This window comes from Nocardioides sp. IC4_145, from assembly GCF_011250565.1.
In the GTDB taxonomy this organism is placed as follows: domain Bacteria; phylum Actinomycetota; class Actinomycetes; order Propionibacteriales; family Nocardioidaceae; genus Nocardioides.
Window position 1 is genome coordinate 1 of the sequence record NZ_JAANMS010000028.1, and the last position, 20,369, is coordinate 20,369.

General features: G+C 73.8%; 23 protein-coding genes and 1 tRNA gene. 10 read left to right on the plus strand and 14 right to left on the minus strand.

The features are described 5' to 3' along the window. The 3 genes from G6553_RS12625 to G6553_RS21230 form a co-directional block, all read left to right on the plus strand. A partial coding sequence (locus G6553_RS12625; protein ID WP_166193260.1) for a hypothetical protein occupies positions 1–749 on the plus strand: 749 nt, incomplete at its 5' end. 205 nt (positions 750–954) lie between these two features. Next, positions 955–2,187: a hypothetical protein gene (locus G6553_RS12630; RefSeq protein ID WP_166193263.1), complete on the plus strand. Its 1,233-nt coding sequence runs from the start codon at positions 955–957 to the stop codon at positions 2,185–2,187. 25 nt (positions 2,188–2,212) lie between these two features. Then, positions 2,213–2,833, plus strand: a complete 621-nt coding sequence (locus G6553_RS21230) for a class F sortase (RefSeq protein WP_166193266.1) — start codon at positions 2,213–2,215, stop codon at positions 2,831–2,833. 56 nt (positions 2,834–2,889) lie between these two features. On the opposite strand, the gene G6553_RS12640 is transcribed toward G6553_RS21230, so the two are convergent. The 8 genes from G6553_RS12640 to G6553_RS12675 form a co-directional block, all read right to left on the minus strand. After that, positions 2,890–3,996 (minus strand): SGNH/GDSL hydrolase family protein, encoded by a 1,107-nt coding sequence (locus G6553_RS12640; protein WP_166193269.1) that lies wholly within the window; start codon positions 3,994–3,996, stop codon positions 2,890–2,892. Positions 3,997–4,219: 223 nt separating this feature from the next. Continuing rightward, positions 4,220–6,658 carry a penicillin acylase family protein gene (locus tag G6553_RS12645; protein ID WP_166193272.1) on the minus strand — a complete coding sequence of 813 codons (2,439 nt, stop codon included), beginning with the start codon at positions 6,656–6,658 and terminating at the stop codon, positions 4,220–4,222. Between the two features lie 43 nt (positions 6,659–6,701). Further along, positions 6,702–7,001, minus strand: a complete 300-nt coding sequence (locus tag G6553_RS12650) for a co-chaperone GroES (protein WP_166193439.1) — start codon at positions 6,999–7,001, stop codon at positions 6,702–6,704. Positions 7,002–7,033: 32 nt separating this feature from the next. Next, positions 7,034–7,285 (minus strand): DUF3618 domain-containing protein, encoded by a 252-nt coding sequence (locus G6553_RS12655; protein WP_166193275.1) that lies wholly within the window; start codon positions 7,283–7,285, stop codon positions 7,034–7,036. Continuing rightward, positions 7,282–8,127, minus strand: coding sequence for an ABC transporter ATP-binding protein (locus G6553_RS12660; protein WP_242680390.1), 846 nt, complete (start codon positions 8,125–8,127; stop codon positions 7,282–7,284). The genes G6553_RS12655 and G6553_RS12660 overlap by 4 nt, the downstream gene beginning before the upstream one ends. Further along, positions 8,124–8,816, minus strand: coding sequence for a cobalt ECF transporter T component CbiQ (cbiQ, locus tag G6553_RS12665; RefSeq protein WP_166193278.1), 693 nt, complete (start codon positions 8,814–8,816; stop codon positions 8,124–8,126). Before cbiQ ends, G6553_RS12660 begins: the two co-directional genes overlap by 4 nt. Then, a complete protein-coding gene (locus G6553_RS12670; protein ID WP_166193281.1) occupies positions 8,817–9,224 on the minus strand; it encodes a PDGLE domain-containing protein in 408 nt (135 codons plus the stop codon). Next, positions 9,221–9,907 carry an energy-coupling factor ABC transporter permease gene (locus tag G6553_RS12675; RefSeq protein ID WP_166193284.1) on the minus strand — a complete coding sequence of 229 codons (687 nt, stop codon included), beginning with the start codon at positions 9,905–9,907 and terminating at the stop codon, positions 9,221–9,223. The genes G6553_RS12670 and G6553_RS12675 overlap by 4 nt, the downstream gene beginning before the upstream one ends. Positions 9,908–10,010: 103 nt before the next feature. Between G6553_RS12675 and bcp the strand changes: the two genes are divergently transcribed. Together bcp and G6553_RS12685 are read left to right on the plus strand one after the other, a co-directional pair. Beyond that, the gene (gene bcp, locus G6553_RS12680; protein ID WP_166193442.1) at positions 10,011–10,487 is read left to right on the plus strand and encodes a thioredoxin-dependent thiol peroxidase; all 477 of its coding nucleotides are present in this window, start codon (positions 10,011–10,013) and stop codon (positions 10,485–10,487) included. A 47-nt stretch (positions 10,488–10,534) separates the two neighbouring features. Continuing rightward, a tRNA-Leu gene (locus tag G6553_RS12685) sits at positions 10,535–10,616 on the plus strand. 30 nt (positions 10,617–10,646) lie between these two features. Here G6553_RS12685 and G6553_RS12690 read toward each other — a convergent pair. Further along, entirely contained in the window at positions 10,647–11,045 is a 399-nt protein-coding gene (locus tag G6553_RS12690) for a hypothetical protein (RefSeq protein WP_166193287.1), read from the minus strand. 256 nt (positions 11,046–11,301) lie between these two features. Between G6553_RS12690 and G6553_RS12695 the strand changes: the two genes are divergently transcribed. After that, positions 11,302–12,099, plus strand: coding sequence for an SDR family NAD(P)-dependent oxidoreductase (locus G6553_RS12695; RefSeq protein ID WP_166193289.1), 798 nt, complete (start codon positions 11,302–11,304; stop codon positions 12,097–12,099). Positions 12,100–12,144: 45 nt separating this feature from the next. Beyond that, positions 12,145–13,032 carry a bile acid:sodium symporter family protein gene (locus G6553_RS12700; RefSeq protein ID WP_166193292.1) on the plus strand — a complete coding sequence of 296 codons (888 nt, stop codon included), beginning with the start codon at positions 12,145–12,147 and terminating at the stop codon, positions 13,030–13,032. 148 nt (positions 13,033–13,180) lie between these two features. Here the strand turns inward: G6553_RS12700 and rdgB are convergent, their stop codons facing one another. The 4 genes from rdgB to G6553_RS12720 all read right to left on the minus strand — a co-directional run bounded on the left by rdgB (position 13,181) and on the right by G6553_RS12720 (position 16,331). Next, positions 13,181–13,810, minus strand: a complete 630-nt coding sequence (gene rdgB, locus G6553_RS12705; protein ID WP_278249582.1) for an RdgB/HAM1 family non-canonical purine NTP pyrophosphatase — start codon at positions 13,808–13,810, stop codon at positions 13,181–13,183. Further along, positions 13,803–14,531: a ribonuclease PH gene (gene rph, locus G6553_RS12710; protein ID WP_166193295.1), complete on the minus strand. Its 729-nt coding sequence runs from the start codon at positions 14,529–14,531 to the stop codon at positions 13,803–13,805. The genes rdgB and rph overlap by 8 nt, the downstream gene beginning before the upstream one ends. A gap of 64 nt (positions 14,532–14,595) precedes the next feature. Continuing rightward, positions 14,596–15,399 carry an ABC transporter permease gene (locus G6553_RS12715; RefSeq protein ID WP_166193298.1) on the minus strand — a complete coding sequence of 268 codons (804 nt, stop codon included), beginning with the start codon at positions 15,397–15,399 and terminating at the stop codon, positions 14,596–14,598. After that, the gene (locus G6553_RS12720; protein WP_166193301.1) at positions 15,396–16,331 is read right to left on the minus strand and encodes an ATP-binding cassette domain-containing protein; all 936 of its coding nucleotides are present in this window, start codon (positions 16,329–16,331) and stop codon (positions 15,396–15,398) included. Before G6553_RS12720 ends, G6553_RS12715 begins: the two co-directional genes overlap by 4 nt. 131 nt (positions 16,332–16,462) lie before the next feature. On the opposite strand from G6553_RS12720, the gene G6553_RS21775 reads away from it, so the two are divergent. Both G6553_RS21775 and G6553_RS12730 read left to right on the plus strand, forming a co-directional pair. Further along, positions 16,463–17,629: a histidine kinase gene (locus tag G6553_RS21775; RefSeq protein ID WP_166193304.1), complete on the plus strand. Its 1,167-nt coding sequence runs from the start codon at positions 16,463–16,465 to the stop codon at positions 17,627–17,629. Next, positions 17,626–18,309, plus strand: a complete 684-nt coding sequence (locus tag G6553_RS12730; protein WP_166193307.1) for a response regulator transcription factor — start codon at positions 17,626–17,628, stop codon at positions 18,307–18,309. Before G6553_RS21775 ends, G6553_RS12730 begins: the two co-directional genes overlap by 4 nt. 60 nt (positions 18,310–18,369) lie before the next feature. Here G6553_RS12730 and G6553_RS12735 read toward each other — a convergent pair whose 3' ends face one another. Further along, positions 18,370–19,143, minus strand: a complete 774-nt coding sequence (locus tag G6553_RS12735; protein ID WP_166193310.1) for an MBL fold metallo-hydrolase — start codon at positions 19,141–19,143, stop codon at positions 18,370–18,372. 173 nt (positions 19,144–19,316) lie between these two features. On the opposite strand from G6553_RS12735, the gene G6553_RS12740 reads away from it, so the two are divergent. Next, on the plus strand, positions 19,317–20,369 hold the full coding sequence (locus G6553_RS12740) for an alkaline phosphatase family protein (protein ID WP_166193313.1): 1,053 nt from the start codon (positions 19,317–19,319) through the stop codon (positions 20,367–20,369).

Genomic DNA, 20,369 nt, shown 5'->3' on the forward strand with positions numbered 1-20,369 from the left:
CCTCGACGACGACCGGCCCCGACCCCGTCGTCGTGCCCGACCCGGTCGTCGTCGAGGACACCGAGAACGACCCGGCCGTCGACCCGCACGGCAACTTCGACTGGAACTGGCGCTACGCCGACCCGTCCTGCTACGGCCTCTTCGTCCCCTACCCGTCGAACATCCCCGACGGGCAGTCGAACGACGTCAACGTCCGCGTGTGGACCGACACCGCCGGCGAGGTGACGCTGAACTACCACAACAACGAGGCCACCTGGGCGGGGAACCAGGAGTTCGTCTACAGCCAGCACAAGAACTGGCCGGCCGGCGTCGGTGAGTACGCCGTCGTCTGGACCCAGGTCGGCGGCAGCAACTACCACTACGGCGAGAAGTTCCACCAGGAGCCGGCCAAGGCGCCGCTGACCTGCCGGATCAACGACGACGGCGACCCGGAGACCTACGACGTGCCGCTCGCCGTCAGCGACATCGAGGGCTGGCGCGCCAGCGCGATGACCGTCCGCAAGGGCGCCACCGCTCCGGCCGCCCGCGTCACCGTCCAGCAGCCGGGTCTCGAGACCCTCGCCCTGCAGCGCTACCAGGCGGGCCGCAGCTGGAGCACCGTCAGGACCATCACGCCGGGCAGCCGCACGACCACGGTCGTCTTCCCGCGCGAGAGGAAGAAGGGCACCTACCGCTACCGCCTGGTGCTCCCCGGCTCGGAGGCGACGACCGGCGCGACCACGAAGGCGTTCACCGTCCGGGTCCGCTGACCGTCCGTTGACTGCCACCGCGAGGTGGCCCACGAGCCACGAGGGCCGGTTCCCCGGGGGGAGGACCGGCCCTCGTGCCGTGCCCGGGGACGTCGGCACGAGGGCGGACCCGTAACCCCGCCGACGTGCGGCCGTTGGAGGACTGGACCACTGTCGATATCGGGGCCGCGACCCGGGTGGGCGCGCGGCGAGGGAGCCACACACCGTGATCACACGTCGTACCGCCGCGCGGATCGCCGCCGCGACCACCGCCAGCTCGCTCGTGCTGCTGACCGGCGCACCCGCGCTGGCCGCCGAGGACCCGGTCGCGCAAGCCAGCGCCACCGCCCTGCGACTCACGATCGGGGGCACGCCCGCCGACTCCGGGACCTACCGGGTCACCAACGACAGCAAGCGGCAGCGCACGACGGGTAGCGACAGCCCCGCGATCTCGGTACTGACGGGCCAGGACTTCATCCAAGCCGGCACGTTGGCGCAGAAGGCGCGCACCCAGGTCGAGGACGGCCGAGGCGCGTCCGCGGCCTGCTCCGGCCTGGCTGGCGACGGCGCGGTGCTGCTCGAGGTCGACGAGGGCAGCTGCCTGCGCCCGGGCGAGAACCTCGAGCTGAACGCCGGGAACCTCGACCTCTCGAACCTCCAGATCATCCGGTCCGACTTCCTCGCTGGGTTCGACCAGCAGCTCCAGGACGCCCTCGCGCCGGTCCTCGACCCGCTGCTCGCCGGCCTCCAGACGGCGCTCGAGCAGGTGCTCACCGCCGCCGACGCCGCGATCGTCCTCGACCTCGGCGCGATCCAGAGCTTCTGCGTCGCCCGCCCGGGCGAGGTCAGCGGCGGCACCACGCTCGCCGGTGCGGGCGCCTCGCTCCGCCTCGCCGGCCAGGAGGTCGACCTCGTCGACCTGCCGGCCGACCCCGCCCCGAACACCAAGCTCGTCACCGACCTCGGCGAGGTCGTCGACCTCCTCCTTCAGGCGCTGCGCACGCAGTTCACCGAGGCCATCGACGGCGCCCTCGGCCCGCTCGCCCAGGTCATCGACCAGGCCGAGGTGCTCACCTCCGCGCTCGGCACGGTCGGCGAGCAGCTCGCGCCGCTGGAGGACAACGTCCTCGACGTCACGCTCAACAAGCAGGAGCGCGGGCGCGACCGGATCGACGTCACCGCGCTGGACCTGCGGCTGCTGCCCGCCGCCGCCAGCTTCGGCGTCGAGCTGCTGAACGTCGAGATCGGCCACAGCAGCTGTGGTCCGAACGGGCGCGTCCAGCCCGACGAGCCGGACGAGCCGAACACCCCGGCCCCGCAGCCGGAGGAGCCGCAGGTGCCGACCTCGGTGCCGGCCGGCAGCGACGGCTCCGCGCTGGGCACCGGCGGGCTGGTCGCGCTGCTCGTGGCCGCGCTGGGCGCCGGCGTCGCCGCCACGCGTCGTACGCTCCGCTCCTGAGCCGCCCGGACCGACCGAGCCGACCGTGACCAGCGCCGACGACACCGAGCCCGGGCCGGGCGCGCGCCGGGAGGCGGTACGCCGCCGGGTCGCCGCGATCGCCCACGGCGTCTGGGCCGGGGTGCTGGTGCTCGCCCTCGGGCTCACCGTCACCGGCGCGGTGCTGCCGGAGGGCGAGTCCGCGGCGCGGTCGTACGTCGCGCCGGCGCCCGCGCAGCCGATCCGGCTGAAGATCCCCGCGCTCGACATGGTCGCGCCCGTCGTGCCCATCGGCATGCGGCCCGGCCGCGTGCTCCAGCCGCCGGCCGACCCCGACCAGGTCGGCTGGTGGGACGTCAGCGCCCGCGCCGGCGCGCGCCGTGGGCAGACCGTGGTCACCGGCCACACCGTGCACACCGGCGGCGGGGCGCTCGCCCGGGTGCCGTCCTTGGAGCGTGGTCAGCGCGTGCTCGTGGTGAGCCGCAAGGGCACGGTCCGCTACCGCGTGACCGCCGTGCAGGTCATGAGCCGGGCCACGCTCGCCGAGCGCGCCGAGGCGCTCTTCGGCCAGGACCACGGCCGGGGCCGGCTGGTGCTCGTGACCTGCTCGGACTGGAACGGCTCGTACTTCGAGAACAACGTGGTCGTCCTCGCCCGGCCCCTCTGAGCGTCAGCCGCTCCGAGGGGACGGGCGCCGACGGGCGGTGGGTCCGTGCCCCGGCCTCAGTCGTGGGCCGCGGACCAGCGACGCCAGGCGTCGACGACCTCGGCGCGACGCTGCGGCGTGAGGGGGCGGGTGACGGCGTCGTCCGCGCGCAGCGGGGTGGCCCGGCGGCTCGCGGTCCGGCCGTCCGTCAGCTGGCGGTACACCTCCTGCGCCATCGCCCGCATGCCGCGGCCGAACGGGTGGAAGTTCGCCGCCCGCAGCGGGTTGAGGGTCTTGCCGTTGATCCAGGCCTGGCCGCCGGCGCACGCGTCGTGGCCGCGGGAGGCCGGGTAGAGGTCGACGTACGTCGCGCCGTTGCTCGCCGCGGCGAGCCGCAGCGAGCGGTTGAGCCGACGCTCCACCTTGTTGCCCCAGGCGTAGTCGCCCTTGGCGAAACCGACCGCGGAGCAAGCGCCCTTCGCCGGGAGCAGGCGCGGGTAGCCGACGACCACGAGCGCCGCGGTGGGCGCCCGGCGCGCGACCGTGCGCAGCACCTTCTCCACGTCCTTGCGGATGCGGTCCGCGTCGCGGACCTTGGTGTCCACGCCCTTGGCGTTGGTGAAGTGGCGGCGGCAGGGCGCACCGTTCGGGGCGAGCGCGGCGACCTCGCCGCACACCTCGATCATCGAGCCGAACAGTCCGTAGTCGTTGCCCCCGATGCCGATCGTGACCAGGTCGGTCTCGTCGGTCAGCACGTCGACCTGCGGCGCCGGCGCCGGGCCGGGGATGATCGTCTCCTGCCGACGGGTGGTCAGGTCGGCGGTCTCGGCGCCGGAGCACGTCACGTCGAGGTACGACGCGGCGCCGAGGTGGCGAGCGAGGTACGCCGGGTAGTTCGCGGTCGAGCGGATGCAGCCCAGCGGGTCCAGCCGCAGCAGCGGGACGAGCGGGCCGGCGCTGTAGGAGTCCCCGAGCGCCACGTAGTCCAGCGGCTCCTCCGCGTCGACGTCGACCACGGCGCGGGTGCCTGCCGCGGCGGACGCGGCGGGTGCCGACGCGGCCGGGGCCGGGCCGGCGACGGTCAGGGTGCCCGCGGCGGTGGCGGCGAGGACGGCGGTGCTGGCGAGCGCGGCGCGCAGGCGGCGTACGCGTGGGCTGCGGATGGTGGCAGGTGCAGACGGCATGGACTTCCCTCCCGAGGAACCGCCCGGAGTCACGACCGGGCGGAGTTGACGAGTGTCAACCTAGTGGTCCCCGTCACCTTTGTTACCGGCAGGTTCGCCAGGCGGGAGCCCGATCTTCCGGGCCTCTGCACCTCCTTCTGGGCCTCTGCACCTCCTTCTGGGCCGATGCATCGGCCCAGAAGGGTGCGCGTACCACCTCTTGGTGGTACGCGCACCCCACCTCTCAGCCGCCCGAGACGACCTTCCGCCGGACAAGGTCGCGCCGGACCTGGGCGTCGGTCCAACGGAAGCGGACCCACTTCTCCTGGGCGAAGAGGCGGGTCTGGTCGGAGGACCACGGGGAGGTGGGGTCCTCGGACTGGCCGTAGGTGAGGATCGTGCGCGCGTCGAGGCGGCCGCCCGGCAGGTAGCTGATCGCCTGGATGTGCGAGGAGCCGTAGGTGATCGGCTTGTACCGCCCCGCCTGGGTCACGTTGCGCGAGGAGAGCACGTTGGCGTTGCCGAGGTCGTCGCCGTCGCCGCCGCCCAGGCCGATGGCGGGGGCGCCGCGGTCGCCGGCGACCTGGAGCGAGCCCCACCGCGCGTCGAAGGGAACGCCGGCCTTCCGCACCGCGGCGATGGCGTCGGCCATCGCCTGCACGACGCCGGGGTTGGCCCAGTTGAGGCCGCGCGGGGTGTTGAGCGGGTCGGCGGCGCTGAACGGCACCGTCCAGACCGTGTCGACCAGGTCCAGCGGCAGCGCGGGCAGCCGCTCCACGAAGGCCTCGAAGAGGTGGACGCCGCGGGAGTCGCGGTCCGAGCGGCCGTCCCACGTCCGCAGCGCCGCGCACGCCTCGGTCTCCCCCGTCAGCGAGCAGACGCGGTCGAGGGCACCGTCGGCACGCATCACCTCGGCGGCCATCACCCGGTTCTCGTGCTGGTGACCGCGGAAGCTGGCCGGCGTCTCCTTGCGGCCCTTGGCGAGCCGACGGGCGACGTAGTCGGCGACGACCCGGGTGCGCATGGTCCGCTCGCACCGCTCGCAGCCGATGATGCTCGGGAAGCCCTCGAGGCGCGAGGCCGGGTTGGGCAGCCAGTAGGAGTCGTTGGCGTTCATCACCCAGTCGCGGCGCACGACCGACGGCAGGTTCCGCGGGCCGAGGATGCCGGGCCGCTGGGCGTCGGCGTCCGTGCCCCACGCGCAGTCGCTCTCCGCGCGGGTGCCGTCGAGCCCGGGCAGGCCGGCGACGGTGTCGATGATCCGGCCGACCACGGTGAGGCAGCGCTGCTCCATGGCGTTGGTGACGTGCGGGACGACCGAGTGGTCGGCGTACAGCACGTCGCCCGTGCGGTCAGCCGCCGTCGTGTTGACCCACGGCATGCCGCCGCCGCGGTCCTGGCGGCGCAGCAGGTCGCGGACGTTGCGGGCCTTGCCCATGTTGAGGAACGTGTCGAGGGTGCGCAGGTGCTCGCCGTTGGCGTCGCGGATCGCCCAGACGCTCAGCGGGCTCCACGGCATCAGCTGGGCGGGGTCGTCGATGACGTAGCCCTGGGCGGTGCGCCACACGTCCTCGGTGACGGTGCGGACCGTGCCGCCCTGGCGGACCCTGACCCGCACCTCGCGGCGCTGGAGCTGCTTCGGCCCGCTCTCGGTGAGGTACGACGTGGGGCCCAGGAGGCGGTACTCGTAGGGCGTGAAGCGGTACGCCGTGGAGACGGTGTGGCTCCACGCGACGTCCTTGTTCCAGCCGATGTTGATCGCGGGCGAGCCGATCAGCGAGGCGCCGGCGACGTCGTAGCGGCCCGGGATCGTCTGGTGCTGCTGGGTGAACTTGTAGCGCCCCTTCCACGGGAAGTGCGGGTTGCCGAGCAGCATCCCCTTGCCGGTGCTCGTGGCGCGGCCGCCCGCCGCGGTCGCGTTCGAGCCGAACGGGGCGTCGGGGCCACGGCCGAAGCCCTTGAGCAGCGCGTCCTTGTCGACGTCGGCGGCCCGCAGCGGCAGCTGGGGCAGGCCGGGGTCGGTGAGCGTCGGCGGCGCGGCGTCGGCGATCTGCGGGATGAACACGCCGGTGGAGGCGAGCAGGTTGGCGAGGTACACGCCGTACCAGAGGTCGAGCGGGGTGACGTCGGGCTCGAGGTAGCCCGCTCCCTTGCAGGCCGGGTCGGTGACCCCGGCGCGGCCCCGCTCGCGCAGGTAGGTGTTGAGGCCGGCGGTGTAGCCCCGGACCATCGCCCTGGCCTGCTTGCCAGGGCCGGCGACCGGGTCGCGCAGCAGCTTCTCGACGACGCGGCGGTTGCGCAGGTCGCCGACGACGGTGTCGACCTGGAGGTTGCTGGCGTCGAGGGTGACCTGGTCGTTGTAGCGCCCCTGCGGGCCGAACCAGAGCGACCGCTCGCCGCGGCCGGTGACCAGGGTGTCGGCCAGCGTGCACAGCGACGCGCCCGCGGCGGCGTACCCGCTGCCGAAGCCGAGCGAGCCGAAGTCGTCGGCGGTGATGTGCGGGATGCCGTGCTTGGTCCACTCGATCGTCGCGCGGTAGCGCGACGGCTTCCCGACGCCCGCCGGGGCGGCGGACGCGGGACCAGCCTCCGGCGCGCCGGAGGCGGTCGAGGGGACGGACACCGCGAGGCCGGCCGGCACCAGGGCGGCCGCGGCGAGCGAGCAGATCAGGCGTCTGAGCACGCCCGCTCAACGGCGGCTGACCTGCGGGGTTACGTCAGGCGGGTCAGAGGTAGAGCCCGGTCGCCTCGTCGGCGAGGCGCTCGGCGGCGACCGCGTGGACGTCGCGCTCGCGCATGACGACGTACAGCTCCCCGTGCACCTCGACCTCGGCCTTGTCCCCGGCCTCGAAGAGCACGCGGTCGCCGACCTCGACGGCCCGGGCGTGCGGCCCGACGGCGACGACCTTCGACCACGACAGCCGGGTGGCGCCCATCGCGGCGGTGGCGGGGATGACGATCCCGCCGGAGGAGCGCCGTTCACCGGCGTCCGCGTCGACCTCGCACAGGATGCGGTCGTGCAGCATCTTGATCGGGGTCTTGTCGGAGGCGGCCACGATCAGCCGGTGACCTTCCGGACCACGACGATCAGGGCGACGGCGCCCACGACCGCGCCGACGGTCTTGAGGATGTTGTCGGTGCGGGGGTTGCCGGCCGCGTCGACGTAGTGCGCCTTGATGGTCGCGACCTCGCGGCCGACGATCGTCTTCGGGCTCGAGCGGTACAGGAGCTGGTCGATGGTGGTCGCCAGGCGCTCGCGGGTCTCCTCGATCTCGCGCTCGAGGGAGGAGGTGTCGTTGCCCTTGCTCACGTGAGGTCTCCTGGGTTCGTGTGCGTGCCGGGTGATGCTACCGATCCCCCGGTCTCCGGCGTGCGGCGCGGTGCGGTCCCCTGCCCGGTGCCCACTCCCGGCCCGAGCGTGCGGGGGTCGAAGCCGAAGGGCAGCTCGAGGCGGTGCGCGCGCATGAGCGCGTCGTCGGTGAGGACGTCGTACGTCGACCCGTCGGCCACGACCGTGCCCCCGGAGAGCACGACCGCGCGGGGGCAGAGCTCGAGGGCGTAGGGCAGGTCGTGGGTGACCATCAGCACCGTCACGTCCAGCGCGCGCAGGATGTCGGCGAGCTCGCGACGGGACGCCGGGTCGAGGTTGGAGGACGGCTCGTCGAGCACCAGCACCTCCGGCTCCATCGCGAGCACGGTGGCGACCGCGACGCGGCGGCGCTGGCCGAAGGACAGGTGGTGCGGCGGGCGGTCGACGTGCTCGGCCATGCCGACCTGCTCGAGCGCGGCCATGACCCGACGGTCGAGCTCGGCGCCGCGGACGCCCAGGTTGGCGGGGCCGAAGGCGACGTCTTGGCGGACCGTGCCCATGAAGAGCTGGTCGTCGGGGTCCTGGAAGACGATGCCGACGCGGCGGCGGACCTCCTGGAGGTGCTTCTTCTCCACCGGCAGCCCGCTTACCGTGACGCTCCCGGCGCCGGCGGTGAGGATGCCGTTGAGGTGCAGCACGAGCGTGGTCTTGCCGGCGCCGTTCGGACCGAGCAGCGCCACCCGCTCCCCGCGGTGGACGTGGAGGTCGACGCCGAAGAGCGCCTGGTGGCCGTCGGGGTAGGCGTAGGCCAGGCCGCGGACGTCGAGGACGGGGACACTCATCGGTGCCCGTCCCCACCGGTCGCCGTCGGCAGCGTGCCCGTGTAGCCGCGGGACAGCATCGCGAGGTGGACCCGCTCGCCCCGCTCGTAGCTGCGGATGAAGAGCGCGCCCAGCGAGCGGGCCAGCGCGGGCCAGTGCCGGGGCGAGCGCGGCTCGCAGCCGCGCGAGCGCATGGCGGTCAGCGTCCGGCCGAGGTCGGCGGTGACCACGTCGAGGTAGCGCAGCATGAACGACATGATCTCGACCAGCAGCGGCGGCATGCGCAGCCGCCGCAGGCCGACCAGCACGTCGGTCGGCTCCGTGGTCGCGGCGAGCGTCAGGGAAGCCATCACGCCCAGGGTGCCCTTGACGGCCAGGCCCCAGGCGGCGACCAGGCCGGGCTCGGAGACGGTGAGGCCGAGGACCTCGGTGCGGGGACCCTCGGCGACGAACGGCACGAGGGCCGCGAAGACGAGGAACGGCACCTCGACGACCATCCGCCGCAGCACCCAGCCGAGCGGCACCCGCGCGACCAGCACGGTGCCGACCACGACGGCGGCGTAGGCCGCGAACACGGCGTACCAGTCGCGGGGCGTGGCGACGACGAGCAGGACGAAGCCGACCAGCACCAGGATCTTCACGTGAGCCGGCGCGCGGTGGACGGCGCTGTGGCCGTGGTGGTGCAGACGGTGGCCGTGGGCGGCGCCCACTCAGGCCCGCTCGGCTGCGGAGGCGCGCTCGTCCGGGGTGTCCTGCTCGGTGGGCCCGCGCCGACGCAGGGCGAGCGCGAGCCCGCCGGCCAGGACGAGCACGACGAGCGTCCCGAGCACGCCGGCGATGCCGACGCTGAGCCGCTCGTCGTCCACACCCTTCGTGGCGTAGTCCGCGAAGGGGCTGTCGGCGGTCGGTGAGTCCTCGGCGGTGTCGAGGAAGCCGGTCTCCCCCGCGACGTGCTCGAGGCCGTCGGGGTGGGAGCTCGCGTAGTAGCTGGCGATGCCGGCAACGAGGAGCGCGACGACCAGGCCGGTGACGAGGAGGGCGCGGGTGCTGACCCGGCGGCGGACCGGCTGCTGGGTCTGGTCGTCGGTCGTGTTGCCGCTGCTGGCGTCGGTGCTCATGCCGCCACCGTCCGGATCTCGAGCTCGCGGGCGGCCACCAGCGGCCGCGCACCCCGGACGAGGTCGGGCCGCACGGCGACCACGGCGCCCACGACCAGCCCGGTGACGACCGCCTCGCCGATGCCGATGAGGACGTGCCAGCCGAGCATCGCGGTGAGCACCTTCCCGGCGTCGACCGGGGCGGTGCCGCCGATCGCGAAGAGCAGGCTGAATACCGCCGCCGCGGCCGGGACCGACACGAACGCCGCGACCGCCGCGGTCGGCGCGACGGTGCCGAGGCGGCGCGGCAGCACGGCCTGGAGCGCGCGGAAGACGACGTACCCGGCCAGCGCGGTGACCACGCCGATCAGCACGACGTTGGTGCCGAGCGCGGTGATGCCGCCGTCGGCCATGAACAGCGCCTGGACGACCAGCACCACCGACACGCACAGCAGGCCGGTCCAGGGGCCGACCAGGACGGCGGCCAGCGCTCCGCCCAGCAGGTGGCCGCTGGTGCCGGCGCCGACCGGGAAGTTGATCATCTGCGCCGCGAACACGAACGCCGCCACGAGCCCCGCCATCGGGGCGGTGCGGTCGTCCAGCTCGGTGCGCGCCCTGCGGAGCGCGACGCCGACCGCGGCCGCGGCGACCACCCCGGTCGCGACGGACGTCGGTGCGTCCAGGAACCCGTCGGGCACGTGCATGGTGCGGCTCCTCGGCTGTCGGAGGTCGTCGGTACCGTCGACGGCGCCGGCGGACCCCGCCCAGCCTATGTTGTTGCACATCGTTCGCAAGAAGGAGAACTTCGTGGCCGAGACGCCCCGCCTGTCCCCCGGTGACGCCGCACCGGACTTCACCCTGCCGGACGACACCGGTCAGCAGGTGACCCTCTCGGACCTGCGCGGGCAGAAGGTGATCGTCTACTTCTACCCCTCCGCGATGACCCCGGGCTGCACCAAGCAGGCCTGCGACTTCAGCGACTCCCTCGACTCGCTGCAGGCGGCCGGCTACGAGGTGCTCGGCATCTCCCCCGACAAGCCGGAGAAGCTCGCGAAGTTCCGCGAGAAGGAGGGGCTGACCATCCGGCTGCTTTCCGACGCCGACAAGGCGGTGATGACCGCCTGGGGCGCGTTCGGCGAGAAGAAGCTCTACGGCAAGGTCGTCCAGGGCGTCATCCGCTCGACCGTCGTCGTCGGCGAGGACGGCACCGTCGAGGTGGCGCAGTACAACGTCAAGGCCACCGGCCACGTCGCCAAGCTCCGCAAGGACCTCGCGCTCGCGTGACCAGGGCCCCGACCACCGGCGGGCGGCTCCCTAGACTGGCGCCGCTCGCCGGAGTGGTGGAACTGGCAGACACGCAGGTTTTAGGTACCTGTGCCTTCGGGCGTGGGGGTTCGAGTCCCCCCTTCGGCACGCGAGCGGCTGCGGCGGCGACCCGCCGGCTCAGCCCAACGGCTCGGGATCGGTCACGGCGACACCGGCGTCCTCGAGGGCGGTGCGGTACGACGCCACCTGCCTGCGCGTCACCGCGCCGTCGAGCCGGACGAGCACCGGACCCGCCAGCAGGTGCGTCTCCGTACCGAGGCCCGCCGTCCCCAGCTGCAGCGTCCGCACCTCGTCCGAGCGCCGGGCTGCGGACTCCGCCGACCCCCACGCCTCGACGAGTGCGCCGCACTCGATGCCGGGCTGCGCGCACCGCTGGCGCCGGTCGCGCACGACCCAGCCCTGGACGAAGTCGGTCGGGGCGCCCGGCAGGCTCGTGACGTCGGAGCGGCGCAACGGCGAGAGTCCCGTCACGACCGGCAACGTCTCGAGCGCCCGGGCGACGTCGGCGGCGGTCACCTCGCTCCCGCCCGTGCCCCCACCCGTGCCTCCACCTGCTCCCCGGGGTCCGTCATCGTCGGCGTCACCGCAGGCGCTCGCGCCCAGGAGCAGGGCGGTGGCGACCGCTGCGACGGCCGTTTGGCGCGGGGACGGACGTCGGGCGACGGGACGGGACGGCACGGGCGCGACCGTACCCAGTCCGGGGCGCCTGGACCCAGGTCCGGTCCGGCTGCGGCCCGGTCTCGGACGAGCGACCGCGGGGTACCCGACCGCCATGGACTCCACGAAGCAGGCAGGGCTCGCGCTGGTGACCGGTGCGTCGACGGGGATCGGCCTGTCGGTCGCGCGCGAGCTGGCCGGGCGCGGGTACGACGTGGTGATGGCGGCCGAGGAGCCGCAGATCCACGTCGCCGCGGCCGAGGTGAAGACCGCGCACGGCACCGACGTCCGTGCCGTCCAGGTCGACCTGACCCGTCCCGAGGAGGTCGAGCACCTGTGGCGCGAGGCGGCCGGCACCGGCCGGCCCGTCGACGTGGCGGTGCTCAACGCGGGCGTGGGGGTCGGCGGGACCTTCGCCGACACCCACCTCGACCGCCACCTCGGGCTGGTCGACCTCAACGTCCGCTCGACCGTGCACCTGGCCAAGCTCGCCGTCGACGACATGGTGCGGCGCGGCTCGGGCCGGATCCTGGTGACGGCGTCGATCGCCGCGGTGGCGCCGAGCCCGTTCCAGGCGACGTACGCCGCGTCCAAGGCGTTCGTGCACTCCTTCGCCGAGGGCATCCGTCACGAGCTGCAGGACACCGGCGTCACCGTCACGTCGTTGATGCCCGGCCCGACCGACACCGAGTTCTTCCGCCGCGCCGACCTGCTCGACACCCCGTTGGGCCAGGGCCCCAAGGACGACCCGGACGACGTGGCGCGCGACGGGCTCGACGCGCTGTTCGCGGGCAAGCCGCACGTGGTCGCGGGCTCGATGAAGAACCGCGCCATGGCCGAGATCGCGACCCACCTGCCCGACCGGCTGACGACGAAGGCGTTCGCGGCGCAGACCAAGAAGAAGGACGACTGAGCGGTTCTGCGCCCGTGCTGTGATGGCGGTCACTAGAGTCCGCCCATGGACTCCGCCCTGACTACCGTCGGTCTGCCCATCGCCCTGGGCATCATCATGCTCGGCCTCGGGCTGTCGCTCGTGCCCGACGACTTCCGTCGGGTCGCGCGGCACCCCAAGGCGGTCGCCGTGGCGCTCGCCTGCCAGCTGGTGCTGCTGCCGCTGTTCTGCTTCGGGCTGGTCAAGGTGCTCGACCTGTCCCCCCTGCTCGCCATCGGCATGTTGCTGCTCGCGGCCTCGCCGGGCGGCACGAGCGCCAACCTCTACAGCCACCTGTTTCGCGGCGACGTCGCCCTCAACGTCACGCTGACGGCGATCAACTCGATCGTCGCGATCGTCACCCTGCCGGTGATCACCAACCTCGCGATCAGCCACTACGGGCTGGAGGACGAGGTTTCCCTGCAGTTCACCAAGGTGGTCGAGGTCTTCGCGGTCGTGCTGGTGCCGGTGGCGATCGGCATGCTCATCCGGCAGCGGGCCGCGGGGTTCGCGGCGCGCATGGACAAGCCGGTGCGGATCGGTTCGGCGGTCATCCTGGGCGTGCTGGTGCTGGGGATCCTGCTCGACCAGCGCGAGGACGTCGGCGACTACATCGCGGACGTCGGACTGGCGGCCGCCCTCTTCTGCGCGGTCTCGCTGGTCGTCGGGTACGTCGTGCCCCGCGCGGCCGGGATCCGCGAGAGCGAGGCGATCGCCTCCTCGATGGAGATCGGCGTGCACAACGGCACGCTGGCGATCTTCGTCGCGGTCGAGGTCCTCGACAGCACGCGGATGTCGGTGCCGGCCGCCGTCTACTCGGTCTTCATGTTCATCTTCGCCGCGCTGTGGGGGCTACTGCTGACCCGGTACCTCGCCCGCGACACCGCGTCCGCGCGGTCCACGCCGGTGGGCTGAGCGGCGGGCGACCGGCGAGCTGCTTGTAACGCGCTGTCCGGACAGCTACCGCGCCGTTCGAACGGCGCGGTAGCTGCACGGACAGCGCGGTAGACGGTCGGACGGCGCGTTACCTGCGTGGACGGCGCGGCAGTCGGGCGGACAGCGCTCACCTGCCCAGGGCGCGGGCGACGAGCGGGGCGATCTCGCGCAGGGCGCGGCCGCGGTGGGAGACGGCGTCCTTGGCGGCCGGGTCGAGCTCGGCGGAGGTCAGCCCGGAGGCGGCGTGCTCGTCGGCGACGAAGAGGACGTCGTACCCGAAGCCGCCGCTCCCCCGCTGCTCGCGGATGACGTGCCCGTCCATCCGGCCGTGCACGACCAGCTCGGTGCCGTCGGGGTGGACGAAGGCGATCGCGCAGGCGAAGTGGGCGGTACGCCGCTCGTCGGGGACGTCCTCGAGCTGCTCGAGCAGCAGCCGGTTGTTGCGGGCGTCGTCCTTCGGCTTGCCCGACCACCGCGCGGACAGCACGCCGGGCATGCCGTTGAGCGCGTCGACGCAGAGGCCCGAGTCGTCGGCCAGCGCGGGCAGCCCGGTGGCCGCTGCGCCCGCGCGGGCCTTGAGCAGCGCGTTGCCCTCGAAGGTCGGCTGGTCCTCGACCGGCTCGTCGTACGACGTGACGTCGTCGAGGCCGACCACCTCGATGTCAGGGGCGTGCTCGCGCAGGATCCGCTCCATCTCGGCGAGCTTCTTGGCGTTGCGCGAGGCGAGGAACACTTTGGTGGCGACAGTCTCAATCAACGCGGAGCGCCTCCTGCTGCATCCGGGTGAGGTCGGCGCAGCCCTTCTCGGCCAGGCCGAGCAGGGCGTCGAGCTCGGACCGGTCGAAGGCGGCTCCCTCGGCGGTGCCCTGCACCTCGACGAACTTGCCGTCGCCGGTCATGACCACGTTCATGTCGGTCTCGGCGCGGACGTCCTCGACGTAGGGCAGGTCGAGGCGCGGGACGCCGTCGATGATGCCGACGCTGACCGCGGCGACCGAGCCGGTGAGCGGCTGGGCGGAGGCGGCGAGCGCCCCGGAGGCCTTGAGGCTGGCGACGGCGTCGGCGAGGGCGACGTACGCACCCGTGATCGCGGCGGTGCGCGTGCCGCCGTCGGCCTGGAGGACGTCGCAGTCGAGGACGATGGTGTTCTCGCCGAGCGCCCGGTAGTCGATGACGGCCCGCAGCGAGCGGCCGATGAGCCGGCTGATCTCGTGGGTGCGGCCGCCGATGCGGCCCTTGACCGACTCGCGGTCCGAGCGGGTGTTGGTGGCGGCGGGGAGCATGGCGTACTCCGCGGTCACCCAGCCCAGGCCTGAGCCCTTGCGCCAGCGCGGCACGCCCTCCGAGGCCGACGCGGCGCACAGCACCCGGGTCTTCCCGAACTCCACCAGCACCGAGCCGGCGGCGTGGTCCAGCCACCCGCGGGTGATCCTGATCGGGCGCAGCTCGTCGTCGGCCCGGCCGTCTTCGCGTGTCATGGGGACCACGCTAGAGGGCCGGGCCGACGTCGAGGATCCGGGGCGGGCCCCGGGCGGCCGGGTGCTACTTGACCTCGGCCCGCAGCACGCGCAGCCAACCGAGCACGAACGGGATGACGATCCAGATCAGCGTGGTGGTGCCGAGCTGGGCGTACTGCTCGCCGGTCAGCCCGGCGCCCCCGAAGCTCTCGAAGAGCGGGGCCTGGGCCGTGCTGAGGTCGAGCCACGGCGCGAGGTCGCGCAGCGCCGAGACCAGGTTGAACACGATGGTCGAGGCGATCGGGGCGACGAACAGCGTGACGATCGCGGCCGGGGTGTTGAGCAGGAGCAGGCCGTAGGCCACGCCCTGGAGGATCGTGAACAGCTGCAGGGCCAGGAACAGGCCGAACAGCGTGCCCTCGATGCCGTCGAAGCCGCCCTCGGCGCCACCGAGCAGGGTGCACAGCGCGGCGACCGCGAGCGCGGCGACGAACGCCGCGATGCCGAAGAGGAGCGCGGCGATGGTCTTCGCGGCGATCACCTTGCCGCGCGAGGGCTCCAGTGCGAAGGTCACCATCGCCGTGCGCTGGCTCCACTCGCTGGTGACGAGCAGGACGCCGAGCACCGGCAGCAGGAAGCCCTGCGGGGTGGCCGAGATGCCGATGAAGTTGCCGAAGGTGCGGTCGGGTGCGTCGGTGGCGAAGAAGAAGATCGTCATGATCGCCGCGGTGATCAGCACGATCGCGCCGAGCAGCCAGCGACCGGCGCGGGTGTCGTAGATCTTGCGCAGCTCGACCCCGACCAGGCGCGTGAACGGCACCTTCGGCGTGCCGGAGACGTCGAGGGTCATCGAGGGTCCGGAGGCGGACGAGGGGGTGGTGGTGCTCATGCCTGGGCTCCTTCCTGGAGCTGGGTCGCGGCCTCGGGGTGGCCCTCGCGCTGGGTGCCGGCGGTGAGCTCGAGGAAGAGGTCCTCGAGCCCGCGGGCGCCGCTGCGCAGGTCGGTCAGCACGACGCCGGCCTCGAGCGCGGCACGGCCGACCTCGGCGGGCTCCGCGTCGACGCGCAGCCCGGAACCGGCCGGCGCGGCGGCGTACCCCTTGGCCCGGAGGGCGCCGGCCAGGCGCTCGTTGTCGAGGGAGGTGACCAGCGACGCCGCGGGGCCCGACTGCGCCAGCAGCGACGCCTTGTCGCCCTGCGCGACGATCTTGCCGCGTCCGATGAGGATCATCTCGTCGGCGACCAGCTCGACCTCGTTGAGCAGGTGGCTGGAGAGCAGGACGGTGCCGCCGCGGTTGGCGTAGCCCTTCAGCAGGTCGCGCATCCAGCGGATGCCGGCCGGGTCGAGGCCGTTGGCGGGCTCGTCGAGGATCAGCACCGACGGGTCGCCGAGCAGCGCGTGGGCGATGCCGAGGCGCTGCTTCATGCCGAGGGAGTAGTTGCGCATCCGGCGCTTGGCCTCGGCGTCGGTCAGCGACACCAGCGCCAGCATCTCGTCGACGCGCGACATGGGCAGGCCCATCGTCTTCGCGCCGAGGGTGAGGATCTCGCGGCCGGTGCGGCCGGCGTGCTGGGCGCCGGCGTCGAGGAGCACGCCCACGTGCCGGCCCGGGTTCGGGATGTCGTGGTAGTCCAGCCCCCCGATCGTCGCGGTCCCCCGCGTCGCCGGGGTCAGACCCACCATGATCCGCATCGTGGTGGTCTTCCCGGCGCCGTTCGGCCCGAGGAAGCCCGTCACGCGGCCGGGTTGGCAGGTGAAGCTCACGTCGTCGACGGCGGTGAACCCGCCGTACGTCCTGGTCAGTCGGTCGACCTTGATCATGCCCCCACCCTGCCCGACGCGAGCCGCTCCGCGCACCGGACGCGCGGCGGTGCCGGGGTGACCTAAGTAGGGGTCGGCGCCGACCGGCGCAGGCTGGGGGTACGTCGGCGGGCGGCCCTAGCCTGTCGGGCGTGGACCGGCCGACCCAGGACGACGTCGCGCCGCCGCTGACGCCCTGGGGGCGGACGTGGCGGCTGCTGGCGATGCTGGGGCTGAGCGCGGTCGTGTGGCTCCCGGTCGCCGAGGAGCAGCTGCGGGAGTCGCCGTGGCTGGGCCGGCTCGACGTGGGCCTGGGCGTGCTGTCGTACCTCCTCGTCACCCAGCGCCGGCGCTGGCCGCTCGCCGTCGCGCTGCTGCTCAGCGCATTCGGGGCCATCTCCGGCGTCGCCGCAGGGCCGGCCACGCTGGCGGCGGTCTCGGTGGCGACCCGCCGCCGGTGGCCCGAGCTGGTCGCGGTCTTCGTCGTCGGCTTCGCCGGCGCCCAGGTCTTCACGGTCACCCAGGACGACCGCGGCAGCGACCCGCTGTGGCTGCTCACCACGCTGAACGTGGTGGTGCTGGCGGCGTGCATCGGGTGGGGCATGTACGTCGGGTCGCGCCGCGAGCTGCTGTGGACCCTGCGGGTCCGGGCCGAGCGCGCCGAGGCCGAGCAGGAGCTGCGCGCCGACCGGGCCCGGGCCACCGAGCGGGCGCGGATCGCCCGCGAGATGCACGACGTCCTCGCGCACCGGATCTCCCAGATCTCGCTGCACGCCGGCGCGCTCGGCTTCCGCGAGGACCTCACCGCCGAGCAGATGCGGGCCAGCGCCGCGGTCATCCAGGCCAAGGCCCACGAGGCGCTCACCGACCTGCGCGGGGTGCTCGGCGTGCTCCGCGACGAGGACACCGGCGAGGTGGTGCACGCGCCCCAGCCGACGTACGACGACGTCCCGCGGCTGGTGGCCGAGGCGCGGGAGGCGGGGCTCCACGTCGAGCACGTCGACCGGGTGGACGACAGCGCCGGGCCCGTGCCGGACGTCGTCGGCCGCACCGTCTACCGCATCGTCCAGGAAGGGATCACCAACGCCCGCAAGCACGCGCCGGGGGCGCTGCTCACCATCGAGCTGGCCGGGTCACCGGAGGAGGGTGTCGACGTGACGCTGTGCAACCCGCTCGGCTTCGGGGTCTCCGTCACCCCCGGCGCCGGCCTCGGGCTGGTCGGCCTGTCGGAGCGGGCCGCGCTGCGCGGTGGCCGGCTCGAGCACCGGCGCGACGGCGGTGCGTTCGTGCTGCACGGGTGGTTGCCGTGGACGGCATGACCACGGGTGTCGCTCCTGCTCCCGTGCGGGTGCTGGTCGTCGACGACGACCCGATCGTCCGGTCGGCGCTGTCGCTGATGCTCGGCGGGCAGGTCGACCTCCAGGTGGTCGGCGAGGCCGGTGACGGCCAGGAGGGCGTGGCGCTCGTCGAGCGGCTGCGCCCCGACGTCGTGCTCATGGACATCCGGATGCCGGTGCTCGACGGGCTCGAGGCGACCCGGCGGCTGCACCGGCTCCCCGAGCCGCCGCGGGTAATCGTGCTGACGACGTTCGACGCCGACGAGCACGTGGTGCAGGCGTTGGCCGCGGGTGCGGACGGGTTCCTGCTCAAGGACACTCCCCCGGCGCGGATCGTCGAGGCGCTGCGCAAGGTCGCCGAGGGCGAGCCGATGCTCTCGCCCTCGGTCACCCGGACCCTCATCGACCGGCTGCGCGCCGACCACGCCGAGCCGGCGGACGACCGGGCGGCGCGCGCGGAGCGCCGGCTCTCGTCGCTGACCGACCGCGAGCGCGAGGTGGCGCTCGCCGTCGGACGCGGCCTCAGCAACGCCGAGATCGCCCGCGAGCTGCACCTGTCCGTGCCGACCGTCAAGGCGCACGTGTCCCGGCTGTTCGAGAAGCTCGTCGTCACCAACCGCGTGCAGATCGCGATCTGCGTCCACGACGCCGGTCTGGGCTAGCGAAGACCGCCGACCTGCCCCGGACCCGGTCGGCGCAGGTGCTCTCGCGCCGGCCCGACGTCAGGAGCCGAGGTCGTAAACGGCGCCGGGGCGGGCGAGCTCGACGGGGCCGTCGTACACCGCGGTGGCCTCGGCCAGCACGACGGCGGGGTCGTGCCAGGGCGGGACGTGGGTGAGGACGAGCCGGCGGACGCGGGCGCGCGTGGCGGTGCTGCCGCAGTCGGCGCCGGTGAGGTGGAGGTCCTCGGGGTTGTCCTGGCCCTCCTCGAAGGACGCCTCGGCGAGGAACAGGTCGGCGTCGGCGGCCAGCCGGTCGAGACCGTCGCACGGGCCGGTGTCGCCGCTGTAGGCGAGGACGGCGCCGTCGGCCTCGATCCGCAGCCCGAAGGCCGGCACCGGGTGGGCGACCGGGACGGGGTCGACGGCGAACGGCCCGATCCGGACCGGCCCGTCCCAGACCACGAAGTCGAACTCCTCGCGCATGCCGGGGTCCAGCGGCAGGTCGTAGGCGCGGGCCATCCGGTCGGCGGTGCCCTCGGGGCCGTGCACCGGGATCCGGCGCTGCGGACCGTCGGGGTGGTAGCGCCGCAGCACGTGGTAGCCGCACAGGTCGAGGCAGTGGTCGGCGTGCAGGTGGCTGAGCAGCACCGCGTCGATCGCGAGCGGGTCGGCGACGCTGTGCAGCGGGCCGAGCGCGCCGCTGCCGAGGTCCACGAGCACCCGCCAGGTGCGGGAGCCGGTGCCGTCGTCGTGCTCGGCCTCGAGCAGGTAGCAGCTGGCCGGCGACGTGGGCCCCGGGTAGGACCCGGAGCAGCCGATGACCGTGAGCCTCACGCGCGTCCTCCCCCGAGACGTCCGCCCGCGGTGACCCGGGTGCCGGGGACGGCGACGGGAGCGGACACGAGCGGCACGGACGCAACGGTAAGCGCATCGCCCCCGATTGGCACGGACTCTTGAGCAGCGTCACGTCGCGCCGAGCCACGTCACACGCGGGTTAGCGTGGGCGGGTGCGCCGTACCCCCCTCGTTGCCGCCGCGCTGACCGCGCTGGTCTCGCTCGCCTGCACGTCCACCCCCGCCGGTACGTCGCCGGGCGACGCGTCGGCGGACGCATCGGCCACCGCGGTCCGGGCGTCCGCGGGTGCCCGCGAGGTCCCGGACGACCGGCGCGTGCTCGCGATCTCCGTGGACGGACTCAACCCGGCCGCGCTCGACCGGCTGGGCCGCGGCCGCACGCCGGTGCTCCACCGGCTGCTCGCCGAGGGCGCGTCGACCCGGAACGCCCGCACCGCGCGGGAGCTGACCCTGACGCTGCCCAACCACACCGGCATGGTCACCGGCCGCCGCGTGGACGCGAGCAGGGGCGGCCACGGCGTCACCTGGAACGACCACCGCCCGCGCACGACCGTCCAGCGCGCGGCCGGCCACGGGGTGGCGTCTGTCTTCAGCGTCGTCCACGCCGCGGGGGGCGAGTCGTCGGTGTTCACCGGCAAGGACAAGTTCACGCTCTTCGACCGCTCCTGGCCGGCGGGCGTCACCGACCTGACCTACGACGAGGACCCGCTCGCGCTGGTCAAGGCGGCCCGCCGCGACCTGCGCCGCGAGGGCCGGGCGCTGACCTTCGTCCACCTCGCCACTCCCGACGTCGCCGGGCACGAGCACGGCTTCATGTCCCGGCCCTACCTCGAGGCCGTGGCGACCACCGACGCCCTCGTCGGCAGGCTGGTGCGCGCCATCGAGGCCGACGGAGAGCTCCGGGGCGAGGTGGTCGTCGTGCTGACCGCCGACCACGGCGGCAAGGGCCGCGGCCACTACGACGCAGGGCGGCTCGCCGACTTCCGGGTGCCGTTCCTCGTCTGGGGGCCGGGCATCGCGCCCGCCGACCTCTACGGTCTCAACCCCGACCGCCGGGCCCCCGGCCGCTCCCGCACGTCGTACGCCGGCAGCCAGCCGGTCCGCAACGGCGACCTCGCCAACGTCGTCACGGGGCTGCTGGGGCTCGACCCGGTGCCGGGCAGCGAGTTCGGCGTCGACGACCCGCTGGACGTCGCTGCGGACTGA